Below are 13,781 nucleotides of genomic sequence, written 5' to 3' on the forward strand. Positions count from 1 at the left end.
GCCGACCCGCAGGGTCGTCACATCGATCTCCATCCATGAATTGGCGCGTGTTTCGCCGGCACCACTGACGGCGCGAGCAGGTTGAGGTGTGGCCGAACGGCCTGGTGGGTTGGAAAAGGGTGGCCGAAAGGCCGGGTGGGTCCGGCGCCGCCGCGGTGCGTCGCTCGTTCCCGCTACAAGGAAACGGCACGCCACCGCGAATCGCATCCTGAAACGCCCGGATGGTGACCGATGACACCCGATCGATTGTCATGGTGCAAGCGTGGGCCTGTCGCAATCGGTCGAACGGCTGGATTGAGGCTACCGTCGACTGGGCATTAGTCCTGCCGCACGCCGGTGGCCCGCGTCACCGGCGTGCTTGGCGACCCCGCGTAAACGAGGAGCACCATGCAGGTCTGGCCGGGTCAGCGGTATCCGTTGGGCGCCACGTACGACGGCACCGGAACCAACTTCGCGATCTTCTCCGAGGTCGCCGAGTCGGTCGAGCTGTGCCTGTTCGACGAGTGGGGGCTGGGCAACGAGCGCCGGGTGAAGCTGCACGAGGTCGACGCCTACGTCTGGCACGGCTACCTGCCCGGCGTCCAGCCCGGACAACGCTACGGCTACCGCGTCCACGGCCCGTACGACCCGGCGCGGGGACTGCGGTGCAACCCGAACAAGCTGCTGGTCGACCCGTACGCCAAGGCGGTCGACGGCGACGTCCACTGGCACCCGGCGGTCTACGGCTACGAGCTGGACGACCCCGGCCGGATGTCGCAGGCCGACTCGGCGCCGTACGTGCCGAAGTCCGTCGTGGTGAACCCGTACTTCGACTGGGCCAACGACCGGCTGCCGAGGATCCCGTACCACCGTTCGGTGATCTACGAGGCGCACGTGCGCGGGCTGACCATGCGCCACCCCGCCATCCCGCCGGAGCTGCGCGGCACGTACGCCGGCATCGCGCACCCCGACATGATCAAGCACCTCACCCGTCTCGGCGTCACCGCGATCGAGCTGATGCCGGTGCACCAGTTCGTCCACGACCACCGGCTGGTCGACATGGGGATGCGCAACTACTGGGGCTACAACACGCTCAGCTTCTTCGCCCCGTACCACGGCTATTCCGCCCTGGGGAACCTCGGCCAGCAGGTCCAGGAGTTCCGTGGCATGGTCCGGGCCCTGCACGCCGCCGGCATCGAGGTCATCCTCGACGTGGTCTACAACCACACCGCCGAGGGCAACCACCTCGGCCCGACGCTCGGCTTCAAGGGTGTCGACAACCGCAGCTACTACCGGCTGTCCGAGGAGTCCCCGGAGCACTACGTCGACTACACCGGCACCGGCAACAGCCTCAACGTACGCAGCCCGCACTCGCTGCAACTGATCATGGATTCGCTGCGGTACTGGGTGCAGGAGATGCACGTCGACGGGTTCCGGTTCGACCTGGCCGCCACCCTCGCCCGCGAGTTCTACGACGTCGACCGGCTCTCGACGTTCTTCGAGGTCATCCAGCAGGACCCGGTGATCAGCCAGGTCAAGCTGATCGCCGAACCGTGGGACATCGGCCCCGGCGGCTACCAGGTCGGCAACTTCCCGCCGGTGTGGACCGAGTGGAACGGCAAGTACCGCGACACCGTACGCGACTTCTGGCGCGGCGAACCGAACACCCTCGCGGAGTTCGCCTCCCGGATCTCCGGCTCCGCCGACCTCTACCAGGACGACGGCCGCCGACCGGTCGCCAGCATCAACTTCGTCACCTGCCACGACGGGTTCACCCTGGCCGACCTGGTGTCCTACAACGACAAGCACAACCAGGCCAACGGCGAGGACAACCGCGACGGCGAGAGCCACAACCGGTCCTGGAACTGCGGGGTCGAGGGACCCACCGACGACCCCGACGTGCTGGCGCTACGGGCCCGGCAGCGGCGCAACTTCCTGGCCACCCTCATGCTGTCGCAGGGCGTGCCGATGATCGGGCACGGCGACGAACTCGGCCGCACCCAGCACGGCAACAACAACGCCTACTGCCAGGACAGCGAACTGGCCTGGATCGACTGGGACAACGTCGACGAGCAGCTGATGGCCTTCACCCGCGAGCTGACCGCCTTCCGGGCCCGGCACCAGGTCTTCCGCCGCCGCCGCTTCTTCACCGGGCTGCCGGTCAGGACCCGCACCGCCGGGGCACCGCTGCCCGACCTGGCCTGGTTCACCCCCGGCGGGCGGGAGATGACCGGCGAGGACTGGGGCAACGACTTCGGCCGTGCCGTCATGCTCTTCGTCAACGGTGAGGGGATCAAGGAACGCGGCCCGTACGGCCAGCGCCACGTCGACAGCTCGTTCCTGCTGCTGTTCAACGCCCACGACCAGCCGCTGGACTTCGTCGTACCCGGCCACGACCACGGCCAGAAGTGGGAACGGGTGATCACCACCGCGGAGCCCGGACCGGACGAACCGAAGGTGTTCGAGGCCGGCGGGACGGTCGTCGTACCCGACCGCTGCCTCGTCGTGCTCGACCGGACCATCTGAGATGCCCGCCGCCGCATCCCCGCCCGCCGACGGCCTCGGCCCCGCCGGCCGCACCGCGCCGACGGCCACCTACCGGGTGCAGGTGCGGCCCGGCTTCGACCTCGGCGCGACCGCCGCCCTCGCCGACTACCTCGCCGACCTCGGCGCCAGCCACCTCTACACCTCGCCGCTGCTGACCGCCGCCCCCGGCTCCGCGCACTGCTACGACGTCGTCGACCACCGGCGGGTCGGCCCGGAGATCGGCGGCGAGGCCGGCCGCCGGCAGCTCGCCGCCGCCCTGCGCGACCACGGCCTGCGGCTGCTGGTCGACATCGTGCCCAACCACGCCGGCGTCGCCGTACCGGCGGCCAACCCGGCCTGGTGGGACGTGCTGCGCGCCGGCCGCGAATCGCCGTACGCCACCTGGTTCGACATCGACTGGTCCCGCGGCCGGCTGCTCCTGCCGGTGCTGGCCGACCAGCCCGACGCCCTCGACGACCTCAAGATCGTCGACGGTGAGCTGCGCTACCACGAACACCGCTTCCCGATCGTCGACGGCACCGGCCCGGACGGTGCCCCGGACACCCCCGGCACCGCCCGCCGGGTCCACGACCGGCAGCACTACGAGCTGGTCTCCTGGCGGCGCGGCGACGCCGAACTGACGTACCGGCGGTTCTTCGCCGTCTCCGAACTGGCCGGCCTGCGCGTCGAGGACCCCGCCGTCTTCGCCGCCACCCACGCCGAGATCCTGCGCTGGGTCGCCGCCGGCGACGTCGACGGGATCCGGGTCGACCACCCCGACGGGCTGCGCGACCCGGCCGGCTACCTCGCCCGGCTGCGCGCCGCCGCCCCGCACGCCTGGCTGCTGATCGAGAAGATCCTCGAACCCGGCGAGGAACTGCCGGCCTGGCCGGTCGACGGCACCACCGGCTACGACGCGCTCGCCGAGGTGACCGACCTCTTCGTCGACCCGGCCGGCGAGGCCGCCTTCACCACCCTGGACACCCGGCTCACCGGGCGGGCCACGTCCTGGCCCGAACTGACCCACGCCGGCCGGCTCGCCGCCGCCACCGAACTGCTCGCCACCGAACTGCGCCGGCTCGCCCGGCTCGCCCCCGACCTGCCCGACGCCGGGCCGGCGCTCGCCGAACTCGCCGCCAACTACCCCGTCTACCGGTCGTACCCGCCGGACGGGCTGCGACATCTCGCCACCGCCCGCGCCGAGGCCGGCCGGCGCCGGCCCGACCTCGCCGCCACCCTCGACACGCTGACCGCCCGGCTGCGCGACCCCGGCGACGAACTCGCCGCCCGGTTCCCGCAGTTCTCCGGCGCCGTCATGGCCAAGGGCGTCGAGGACACCGCCTACTACCGGTGGACCCGGTTCGTCGCCCTCAACGAGGTCGGCGGCGACCCGGCCCGCTTCGGCCGCCCCGTCGCCGACTTCCACACCGCCGCCGCCCGCCGCCAGGAACGGTTCCCGCTCGGCATGACGACGCTCTCCACCCACGACACCAAACGTGGCGAGGACGTCCGGGCCCGGCTCGCCGTACTCGCCGAGATGCCCGGGACCTGGGCCGCCGCCGTCGACCGGTGGACGGCCGCCGCACCGCTGCCCGACCCGGCCTTCGCCCACCTGCTGTGGCAGACCGTCGCCGGCGCCTGGCCGATCGAACGCGAACGGCTCCACGCGTACGTCGAGAAGGCGGCCCGCGAGGCGGCCGCCTCGACGAACTGGACCAGCCCCGACGTCGACTTCGAACGGACCCTGCACGCCGTCGTCGACCGGATCTACGACGACCCGGCGCTGCGCGCCGACGTGACCGACCTGGTCGACACGATCACCCCCGCCGGCTGGTCGAACGCGCTGGGGCAGAAACTCGTGCAGCTCACGATGCCCGGCGTACCCGACGTCTACCAGGGCACCGAGCTGTGGCAGAACAGCCTCGTCGACCCCGACAACCGGCGCCCGGTCGACTTCGCGGCCCGCCGCGACCTGCTCGCCCGCGTCGACGCCGGCCGGCAGCCCGACGTCGACGCCACCGGCGCGGCGAAACTGCTGGTCGTGGCCCGGACCCTGCGGCTGCGCCGGGACCGGCCCGACCTGTTCACCGGATACCGGCCGGTGGCCGCCGACGGGCCGGCGGCCGACCACGTCGTCGCGTACGACCGGGGCGGCGCGGTCGCCGTCGCCACCCGGCTGCCGCTCGGCCTGACCCGCCTCGGCGGATGGGATCACACATTCCTTCCCTCATCACGGTCCGTTGTCGATACGTTCACAGGACGGGTCTACAGTGAGTCCCGGATAGCCGTTGCCGAACTGCTCGACCGGTATCCCGTCGCCCTGCTCACGCCCGCCGAAACCCCTGCTCGTCCACTGGTGAGGCCATGACTGAATTCTGTGTTTGGGCGCCGGCGGCATCCCGGGTGCGCCTGCGGATCATCGGAGAGCCCGACCGCGACCTCACCGCCGGTGACGGTGGCTGGTGGACGCTCGACGTACCCGACGCCGGACCCGGCACCGACTACGTCTACCTGCTCGACGACGACGAGCAGGCCCTGCCCGACCCCCGTTCGGCCTGGCAACCGGCCGGCGTGCACGGGCCGAGCCGGGTCTACGACCACGCCACCCACCGCTGGGGCGACCAGGGCTGGACCGGCCGCCAACTGCCCGGCAGCGTCCTCTACGAGCTGCACATCGGCACGTTCACCCCGGAGGGCACCTTCGACTCGGCGATCGAACGCCTCGACCACCTCGTCGAACTCGGCGTCGACCTGGTCGAGTTGCTGCCGGTCAACGCCTTCAACGGCGACCACAACTGGGGCTACGACGGCGTCTGCTGGTTCGCCCCGCACCAGATGTACGGCGGCCCGGACGGGCTCAAACGCTTCGTCGACGCCTGCCACCGGCGGGGCCTGGGGGTGGTCCTCGACGTCGTCTACAACCATTTCGGGCCCTCCGGGGCGTACGCGCCGATGTTCGGGCCGTACCTGGCCGAGACCGGCGGCAACACCTGGGGACGCACGATCAACCTCGACGGCCCGCACTCCGGCGAGGTACGCCGCTACATCATCGACAGCGTGCTGATGTGGCTGCGCGACTACCACGTCGACGGGCTGCGCCTCGACGCCGTGCACGCGCTCCGCGACCACGGCGCCGTGCACCTGCTCGAGGAACTCGCCGTCGAGGTCGAGGCGCTGTCGACGCACGTCGGCCGGCCGTTGTCGCTGATCGCCGAGTCCGACCTCAACGACCCCAAGCTGATCACCCCGCGCGAGGCCGGCGGCCACGGCCTGCACGCCCAGTGGAACGACGACGCCCACCACGCCCTGCACAGCCTGCTCACCGGCGAGCGGCAGGGCTACTACGGCGACTTCGGCTCGCTGCAGTGCCTGTCCGACGTGCTCACCGGCGCCTTCTTCCACGCCGGCACCTGGTCCAGCTTCCGGGGCCGGGTGCACGGCCGGCCGGTCGACCGCACCCGCACCGCCGGCCACCGGTTCGTCGCCTACCTCCAGAACCACGACCAGATCGGCAACCGGGCCACCGGCGACCGGATCTCGGCCACCCTGTCGCCGCACCTGCTGCGGGTCGGCGCGACGCTGCTGATGACCGCCCCGTTCACCCCGATGCTGTTCATGGGGGAGGAGTGGGGGGCCACCACGCCGTGGCAGTTCTTCACCAGCCACCCGGAGCCGGAACTGGCCGCCGCGGTCGCCGACGGCCGGCGCCGCGAGTTCGCCGCGCACGGCTGGCCCGAGGGTGACGTGCCCGACCCGCAGGACCCGGGCACGTTCGCCCGGTCCCGGCTCGACTGGGCCGAACTCGACAAGCCCGAGCACCGCGAGACGTACGACTTCCACCGGCGGCTGATCGCGTTGCGCAAGAGCCGGCCGGATCTCACCGATCCCCGGCTGGACCGGGTCGAGGTGCGCCACGGCGACCAGTTCGTCGTCGTACGGCGCGGCCGTACCGTGGTCGCCGCGAACCTGGCGCCGCGGGCGCAGCGGATCACCCTGCCCGGCCTGGTGCGGTCGGTGCTGCTGGCCAGCCGCGGCGGGGTCACGGTGATGCGGGACGTGGTCGAGCTTCCGCCGGAGTCGGCGGTGGTCGTCGCCGCCTCCTGAACCGCCGCCGGTTCCGGGCGTCCGGGCCGGCGCCGGCCCCGCCGGTCAGCCGCCCGCCGGGCCGGTGGCCTCCACCGCCTCGGCGACGACCGGGCCGGCCGCGACCGGGGCGACGATGATCGCCGGCCCGGTGGCAGTGCCCGGTTCCGCGTGCCCGGCGACGCCGGCCGGAACCGGAGCGGGTGGCGCCGGTGCCGGGGCGGGGCGGGACAGCAGGACGACGCCGTGCGCGGCCAGCGCCGCCGCGGCCAGTGCCACCAGCGCACCGGCGAAGCCGGCGACCGACCCCTCGCCGAGCATCGTCACGCCGATCACCGCCGAGGCGACCGGGTTGGAGAGCGTGACCACGGCCAGGGGAGCGCCGAGCCCCGACCCGCGGTAGGCGACCTGCGACAGCAGCAGCCCCGCGGTCGCCATGGCGGCCAGCGCCACCGACAGCGGCGACAGCAGACCGGCCGTCCCGTCCTCGGCGAACCGCCGGGTGACGGTCTGGGTCAGCGCGGACGCGACCGCGAACGACACCCCGGACGCGGTCGCGTACAGCACCGCGCGCAGCGCCGGCCGGGCGCCGCGGGCCAGCAGGCACAGCGTGACGACCGCCGCCGTCGCGACCGCCACCACGGTCCACGCCCCGCCGGTGCCGAGCGACTCGCCGCCGCTCGCCGGCGCGATCAGGAGCAGCAGGACGACCAGGCCGGCCACCGTCGCCAGCGCGCCCCGCCAGTGCACGGCCGCGACCCGCCGCCCGACCAGGAACGCGCCGATCGGCAGCGCCAGGACCAGGGTGAGTACGCCCAGGGGCTGTACCACCGACAGCGGGCCGTAGGCGAGGGCGCCGACGTGCAGCAGGCCACCCGCGCCGTTGAGCGCCACCGAGTACCACCAGCCGCGCCGGGTCATCAGCCGCAGCAGCGGCGCCGGGCCGGCCGCCAGCCGCTGCTGGAGCACCGCGCCCAGCGCGTACGCGCCCGCCGACGCCACCGCCAGCGCGACCGAGATCAACAGGGCGCCCGCGGGCAGGTCACCGGCGGGCAGCGGGGCGGCGGCCAGCAGGCCGCCGGGTGTCGGAAGGTCGCCGGTGTTCACGGGCGGGTGACCTGGAGGCGGATCATGAACACATGATGCTCGCCGGGCGGGCCGTCCGCGTCCACCACCCGGTGGCAGTCGGCGTACGCCGGCTGTCGTACGTCGTACCGTCGTCTCCTACCTCAGGGTGACCGGGCTCTCGCCGGGGTGCGGCCGGTGCCGGCCGCCGCGCGCCGGCCGCCTAGGATTCCGGCTCGACGACTTCGGGAGGAACCATGCGCCGTACGGCGATGACGCTGTTCGTGGTCGCGGCGATCGCGGAGGCGATCTCCTGGCTGGCCCTGCTCGCCGGCATGGCGGCCAAGTACGGCCCGCCGCAGAACGAGATCGGGGTGCAGATCTTCGGCCCGATCCACGGCGGGCTGTTCATGGTCTACGTCGCCCTGGTGCTGGTGGTGTCGCGGCTGAACCGGTGGAGCTGGCCGGCGACGCTCGTGGCGCTGGCCTGCGCGGTGCCGCCGTTCGCCACGCTGGTGTTCGAGCGGTGGGCGCAGCGGCGTGGGATGCTGCGCGCCGGGCGTGAGCCCGAACCCGCCCCGGCACCGGCCGGCTGAGCGGCCGGTTGCGACGCCGCCGGCTCCGGCCGCGCGGCTGTCAGCGGGTGAGGGTGCAGGCGGCCACCGCGCCGACCAGCATCAGCCCGAGGATGGCCTGCAGCACCAGCGCCGGCCCCAGGTGCGACCAGACGGTCGGGATCCGCGGGGTCAGCAGTTGGCCGGTGGTCAGGTTGACGATCCGTTCCACCCGCGGCGGCAGGTCGCCGTCCTTCTGCCGGCGTACGGTCACCTGGATGTGGTCGGCCGGTTCCAGGGCGCTCTGCGGCAGGTGGCCGTGGATCTCGACCTCGTGCAGGACGCCGTCGCCGTCGCGCATCCGCAGCGGCGTGACCAGGAACTCCGGTCCCTTACGCAGCTGCTTCCAGCGCCGCCGGGTGCCGGCGCGGCCGGTGCCGGCCTGGAGCACCGACTTGACCAGCAGCGCCGCCATCTGGGCGACGCCGGCGGCGGCGAGGACCGCCATCAGTACGGGCTGGCCGACCTTGATCTCGCGGGCGTAGCCGGGGTTGAGCCGGCTGACCCGGCCGGTGACGATCCGGGCGCGGGGATGCACCACACGTTCGGGAAAGAGTTCCCTGTCCATCCCGCCCCCCCCAAGCATCGGTCGGCCGCTTCGCCGGTCGGCGACCACCCGTCGGACCGCCGCCGTCACCAGCTATCGCTAGCACCCAGCGTCCGCGATCCCTTACGGATTGTATCGATCGGTGTGGGTGAATGGAATGAATGAATTCCGCTCATGTTCCGGTGACAGGCCGTCCGGCGCGGGTATGCCGCTCCCAGACGGAGAGGGGTTGACCATGGACCTGTCGTTCCTGCAGCCGATCTACGCCCGCCCCGGGCCGTGGGCCTCGGTCTACCTGGACGCCTCCCGTAACACCGAGGACGGCGCGATCAGCTTCGAACTGCGCTGGCGGGGCCAGCGTGAGCAGCTCGAGGCCGCCGGAGCCCCGGCCCACACCGTCCGCGCCCTCGAACGCGCCGTACTCGGACACTCGCCCCGTACCGGCACGTACGGCATCGCCGCGTTCGCCGCCGACGGCGAGGTCGCCCTCCTGCAGTACCTGCCCGCCCCGCCCCGCGTCGACCTGGCCGCGTACGCCCCGCTGCCGCACGCCATGCCCGCCGTCGCCGGCCGCGGCGAGGAGGTCGCCTGGCTGCGCGTCGTCGCCGACCGCACCGGCGCCAGCGTCGACGGCGTACACAGCGGCTCCCTCGCCCGGCGCGCCCAGATCCGGGGCAGCGAGAGCTACCCCATCCGGCGGGTCAAGCCCGGCGGCTGGGCCCAGTCCCGCTTCCAGCGCGAGGCGGTCACCGTCTGGAAGCGCAACGCCGGGGACAGCGCCGCCGCGACGGCCGAACTCGCCGGAACCGTCGGCGCCGAGGTCGTCGTCGTCGGCGGCGACCCGCAGGCCCGCCGGATGCTGGTCGACCAGCTCCCGGCCTACTGGCGCAGCCGGGTCGTGGAGACCGACATCGGCTCCCGGGCCCCCGGCGGCGATCGCGGCCACCTCGACGACATCACCATCCAGGCCGTCGCCGACATCGCCGAGCGGCACACCACCGACGCCCTCGACCGGTACGGCGTACAGCAGGAGGCCGCCACCGGCCTGACCGCCGTCGTCGACGCCCTCCAGCGGGCCCAGGTCGACACGCTCCTGCTGGTCGACGACCCGTCCTCGACCGCCCGGCTCTGGATCGGCCCCGAACCGACCCAGATCGCCACCGACGCCGACCGGCTGCGGCAGATGGCCGTCGCCGACCCCGTCCAGGTACGCGCCGACGCCGCCCTGGTCCGTGCCCTCGCCGGCACCGACGCCGACCTGGTGCTCGTCGACCCCGACGAGGCACCCCTCGACGACGGCCTCGGCGCCGTCCTGCGCTACGTCGACGCCAGCACCTCCACGGTCCACCAGCGGCCGTGACGACCCGCCCCGGCCGGCCCACCCACCCGGTCGGCCGGGCCCGCCCACCACCCGCGTCGCCCCGCGAATGCCGGAACGTGCCGAACCGGACCCGGAACGTTTGAAGTCCGGTCCGACGGGAAGCCGCGCCGCGACAGGAGCGCGAGGAGAGGCGGGCACCCGGTGCGGGAGATGCAGGACTGGCTGGTCACCGGCGGCCCACCGGAACCGGAACGGGTGATGGCGCCCGACAGCACCAGCCGGGTGCTGCTGGCCGCCACGTCCCGGGCACTACGCGGCCGGGACTGCGCCGACCTGGCGTACCTGCCGCTGCTGACCCGCTTCCGGGGCGCCCCCGAACCGGTGCGCCGGGCCGCGGTCGCCCGCGCCGGCACCCGCGCCGCCCTGGCCCCGCCACAGGTCGCCGAGGTCGACGTCGAGGCGGTCGCCCGCTGGATCGTCGACCACTACCCGCGCCGCGACTACCCCGGCGTCGTCATCGGCTCACCCCACGGGGCGGCCGTACACCTCGCGACCGCGCTCGGCGTGCCATGGCTGCCCGCCGGGTTCGAGATCTCCGTACAGTGGCCCGGCGGCGCCGTCGACGACCCCGCCCGCGCGCTGGCCCACGGCTCCCGGGTCGCCCCCGGCCTGCTCGCCGCCAACCCCGCGGCCATCGCCGTACGGCAGGTGCACGATCCCGCCGGCCGTGGCGTGCTCGCCGGCGCCACCCTCACCCTCTTCGTACGGTGGTCGCGGCTGCCGGACGCCTACCGCGGCTTCCTGCGCGACCGGCTCGCCCCGGCCACCCCGGTCCTGCTGCTGCGCGACGCCCGGACCTGGCCGGTACTCGACGCCGGCGGCGGGCACACCTTCCAGGTCGGCGCCCCCGGCAGCGGCCTCGACGCCGCCGAGCTGCGCTGCCACAGCGACCTGTTCGACCGGGTGCTGCGCTCCGTCGGAGGCGACGGGGCACGCTGGGACCCGCCCGCCGCGTCCTGCCCCGACGCGTACGCCGAACACGGCATCGACCCCGGCCTGGAGACCAGCCTGCGCGACTGGCTGGCCGGCGCCGGCCGCCCCCTGCACCGGGTGCTGTTCACCCGCCCCGACGCGCTCAGCGCGGCCACCGCCGACGTCTACCGCCTGTGGTTGCGCGCCGCCGGCAAGAGCGGCGACCGCGCCGTCGTCGAATGCGGGCGGCAGCTCGACCCGTGGCAGGTGGTCCGGGCCGGCCTGGTGCCGTACTGGTGCGAGAACGCCACCCGGCGCAGCGTCGCCGGCGCCGAACTGTGGCTCGCCGGCAGCTCGGCGTTCAGTTCGGTCGACGTACTGCCCGACCCGCCCGGCATGGCGTCACCGGTGCTCGCCGGACTGCCGCAGTGGCGGGCCGCCGCCTCGTTCGGCCGCCGCCGGGGCGCCGTCGACCGGCTCGCCGCCCGTGGCTACCCCACCTCGGCCGTACCGACCCGGCACGCCACCGAGGTGCTCCGCAACCAGCCGTACGACCTGCCGGCGCCCCAGCGCCTGCGGATCGTGGACGCGCTGACCGGCCTGCGGGACAGCGGTACGCAACAGGGCCTCCTCATATGCTGACTTGTCGCCGCTTGAGGTGGTTCCTGGGGGATTTTCTGACTGGCGAAACTTATCTTGGCCCGAATACGACCCCCCGGATCGGGAAGTAGCGTGCTTCATGGGTGGAGCACGGCGGCCACGGGCCGGTGCTCGAACGCTTAACCCGACACCAATTCGCTACCAGCCCGGCTGTCGCGGTCTGCCGACTGCCAAGGCGGATCCACGCTGGGCGGGCAACCTTTCCAGGGGGCGCGAATGTTCGGAACCACCGCCACGACCGGCACCGTCAAGAGCGGCACCGGCACGGCTCGCACCACCGGCAACGCGGGCACCGGCACCACGACCGCACCGCCACCGAACGAACGGGTGCTCGAAGACCTCGACAGCGCCGCACTCGCGTACGCGGCCCGCATCGCCGGCCTGCCGCCCAGCGGACGCCAGGCCGCCCGCGACGACCTGGTGCGCTTCGCGCTCCCGTTCGCCGGCCGCCTCGCCCGCCGCTACCGCGGCCGCGGCGAACCACTCGAGGACCTCGAACAGGTCGCCCGACTCGGCCTCGTCAACGCCGTCGACCGGTACGACCCCGAACGCGGCTCGTTCACCGCCTACGCCGCCATCACCATCGTCGGCGAGATCAAACGACACTTCCGCGACCGCACCTGGGGCGTGCACGTACCCCGCCGGCTGCGCGACCTCATCCTCGAGGTCGGCCAGACCACGGCCGCCCTCACCAGCGAACTGTCCCGGGCACCGACGATCGCCGAGGTCGCCGGACGGCTCGACACCCCGCAGGAGGAGATCCTCGCCGCCCTCGAGTCCGCGGCCGGGTACAGCCCCGCCTCGCTCAACGCACCCGTCGGCGGGGAAAGCTCCGCCGAGTTCGGCGACCTCGTCGGCGAATGGGACAACGACCTCGAATCCGTCGACGACCGGGTCACCGTCAGTGGGCTGCTGCACCGGCTGCCGTGGCGCGAACGACGCATCCTCGCCATGCGCTTCTACGGCAACCAGACCCAGGCCGAGATCGCCGCCCGGTTCGGCATCTCCCAGATGCACGTCTCCCGGCTGCTGTCACGCGCCCTCACCTGGCTCCGGCAGGCGATGCTCAACGAGGCCCCGCCGCCCTGGCACGCCAGCCCCACCGACACCGACCCGCACGACCTGCGCGTCACCACCCGCCGTACCGGCGACCACGTCGTCGTCGAACTCGGCGGCGAGATCGACCGCGACAACTCGCACCGGCTCCGGCAGACCGTCGTCGAGGCCGTCACGACCGGCCGGCCCGCCGAGGTCGTCGTCGGACTCGGCGACGTGCCGCTGCTCGACGCCACCGGCATAGCGGCACTCTTCGCCGGCCAGGAGGCCGCCCGCAGCACCGGGGTACGGCTACGACTCACCGGCGCCCAGCCGTACGTCCGCCACGCCCTGAACGTCGCCGGCCTGGCCCGCCTGATGGAGTGAGCTGTGTTTGTTGGCCTCGCCTTCGGCTCGGCTGGCTCGCTCCGCTTCGCGCCGCCCAAGTGCACCGTCTTCACCCTGCGGGCATGACGGCTTCGCCGCATGTCCTCGGGCTCCAGACGGTGCGGCGGCGCTCGGTCGACTCGCGACTCTGGTCACGGTTGGCCCTGTCCGTCGCTTGCTTCGCCGAACGTCGCGGGTCCGCGACCGGTCGCCCGGTAGGACCCGCTGGCGCTCACCCTGACCGCCGCACCGCCCGCCCACAGCCCTGACCGGAACAAAAGGGACAACCGCCACGGCAACCTCGCACGGGTACTGCCGGGCGTGACGTTGATCTGAGCGGGAGGGACCCTACCCGCGCCGGATAAGGTCCCTCCCGCTCAGATCAACAACGTTCACCGCCCACGATCCCGACAAAGTGGACAGTGGTCGCCAGCCGCGCGACGGCGGTGACCACCGAAGACCCGGACGCTCGACGAAGCAATCGACGGACAGGGCTGACCGCGACCAGAGTCGCGAGTCGACCGAGCGCCGCCGCACCGTCTGGAGCCCGAGGACCGCGCCGCGAAGCGGTCGCGGCCCGCAGGGCGAAGAC

Annotated in this window: 9 protein-coding genes; 7 read left to right on the plus strand and 2 right to left on the minus strand. The window is 73.3% G+C overall.

Translation table 11 applies throughout. The features are described from left to right. Nucleotides 1-387 precede the first annotated feature (387 nt). The 3 genes from glgX to treZ are packed head-to-tail and all read left to right on the plus strand — an operon-like array spanning nucleotide 388 to nucleotide 6,609. On the plus strand, nucleotides 388-2,505 hold the full coding sequence (gene glgX, locus AB0M79_RS24735; RefSeq protein ID WP_364217788.1) for a glycogen debranching protein GlgX: 2,118 nt from the start codon (nucleotides 388-390) through the stop codon (nucleotides 2,503-2,505). Between the two features lies 1 nt (nucleotide 2,506). Next, nucleotides 2,507-4,873 carry a malto-oligosyltrehalose synthase gene (treY, locus tag AB0M79_RS24740; RefSeq protein ID WP_364217790.1) on the plus strand — a complete coding sequence of 789 codons (2,367 nt, stop codon included), beginning with the start codon at nucleotides 2,507-2,509 and terminating at the stop codon, nucleotides 4,871-4,873. Continuing rightward, nucleotides 4,870-6,609 (plus strand): malto-oligosyltrehalose trehalohydrolase, encoded by a 1,740-nt coding sequence (gene treZ / locus AB0M79_RS24745; RefSeq protein ID WP_364217792.1) that lies wholly within the window; start codon nucleotides 4,870-4,872, stop codon nucleotides 6,607-6,609. The genes treY and treZ overlap by 4 nt, the downstream gene beginning before the upstream one ends. A 45-nt stretch (nucleotides 6,610-6,654) precedes the next feature. On the opposite strand, the gene AB0M79_RS24750 is transcribed toward treZ, so the two are convergent. Next, a complete protein-coding gene (locus AB0M79_RS24750; RefSeq protein WP_364217794.1) occupies nucleotides 6,655-7,695 on the minus strand; it encodes a DMT family transporter in 1,041 nt (346 codons plus the stop codon). Nucleotides 7,696-7,910: 215 nt separating this feature from the next. Here AB0M79_RS24750 and AB0M79_RS24755 point away from each other — a divergent pair, with 215 nt between their 5' ends. Beyond that, nucleotides 7,911-8,249 carry a DUF3817 domain-containing protein gene (locus AB0M79_RS24755; protein WP_364217796.1) on the plus strand — a complete coding sequence of 113 codons (339 nt, stop codon included), beginning with the start codon at nucleotides 7,911-7,913 and terminating at the stop codon, nucleotides 8,247-8,249. 40 nt (nucleotides 8,250-8,289) lie between these two features. Here AB0M79_RS24755 and AB0M79_RS24760 read toward each other — a convergent pair whose 3' ends face one another. Beyond that, nucleotides 8,290-8,835 (minus strand): hypothetical protein, encoded by a 546-nt coding sequence (locus tag AB0M79_RS24760; RefSeq protein WP_364217798.1) that lies wholly within the window; start codon nucleotides 8,833-8,835, stop codon nucleotides 8,290-8,292. Nucleotides 8,836-9,049: 214 nt separating this feature from the next. On the opposite strand from AB0M79_RS24760, the gene AB0M79_RS24765 reads away from it, so the two are divergent. The 3 genes from AB0M79_RS24765 (at nucleotide 9,050) to AB0M79_RS24775 (ending at nucleotide 13,189) form a co-directional block, all read left to right on the plus strand. Then, a complete protein-coding gene (locus AB0M79_RS24765) occupies nucleotides 9,050-10,174 on the plus strand; it encodes a Vms1/Ankzf1 family peptidyl-tRNA hydrolase (protein WP_364217817.1) in 1,125 nt (374 codons plus the stop codon). Between the two features lie 171 nt (nucleotides 10,175-10,345). Next, nucleotides 10,346-11,749, plus strand: coding sequence for a hypothetical protein (locus AB0M79_RS24770; protein ID WP_364217819.1), 1,404 nt, complete (start codon nucleotides 10,346-10,348; stop codon nucleotides 11,747-11,749). Nucleotides 11,750-11,983: 234 nt separating this feature from the next. Then, nucleotides 11,984-13,189: a SigB/SigF/SigG family RNA polymerase sigma factor gene (locus tag AB0M79_RS24775; RefSeq protein WP_357535654.1), complete on the plus strand. Its 1,206-nt coding sequence runs from the start codon at nucleotides 11,984-11,986 to the stop codon at nucleotides 13,187-13,189. Nucleotides 13,190-13,781 lie beyond the last annotated feature (592 nt).

It is taken from the genome of Polymorphospora sp. NPDC051019 (assembly GCF_040683055.1).
In the GTDB taxonomy this organism is placed as follows: Bacteria; Actinomycetota; Actinomycetes; order Mycobacteriales; family Micromonosporaceae; genus Polymorphospora; species Polymorphospora lycopeni.

Excerpts from the sequence above, each read along its gene's own strand:
- treZ (WP_364217792.1), top strand. The coding sequence starts at position 4,870 with ATGACTGAATTCTGTGTTTGGGCGCCGGCGGCATCCCGGGTGCGCCTG.
- AB0M79_RS24775 (WP_357535654.1), top strand. The coding sequence starts at position 11,984 with ATGTTCGGAACCACCGCCACGACCGGCACCGTCAAGAGCGGCACCGGC.
- AB0M79_RS24755 (WP_364217796.1), top strand. The coding sequence starts at position 7,911 with ATGCGCCGTACGGCGATGACGCTGTTCGTGGTCGCGGCGATCGCGGAG.
- glgX (WP_364217788.1), top strand. The coding sequence starts at position 388 with ATGCAGGTCTGGCCGGGTCAGCGGTATCCGTTGGGCGCCACGTACGAC.
- AB0M79_RS24770 (WP_364217819.1), top strand. The coding sequence starts at position 10,346 with ATGCAGGACTGGCTGGTCACCGGCGGCCCACCGGAACCGGAACGGGTG.
- AB0M79_RS24760 (WP_364217798.1), bottom strand. The coding sequence starts at position 8,835 with ATGGACAGGGAACTCTTTCCCGAACGTGTGGTGCATCCCCGCGCCCGG.
- treY (WP_364217790.1), top strand. The coding sequence starts at position 2,507 with ATGCCCGCCGCCGCATCCCCGCCCGCCGACGGCCTCGGCCCCGCCGGC.
- AB0M79_RS24765 (WP_364217817.1), top strand. The coding sequence starts at position 9,050 with ATGGACCTGTCGTTCCTGCAGCCGATCTACGCCCGCCCCGGGCCGTGG.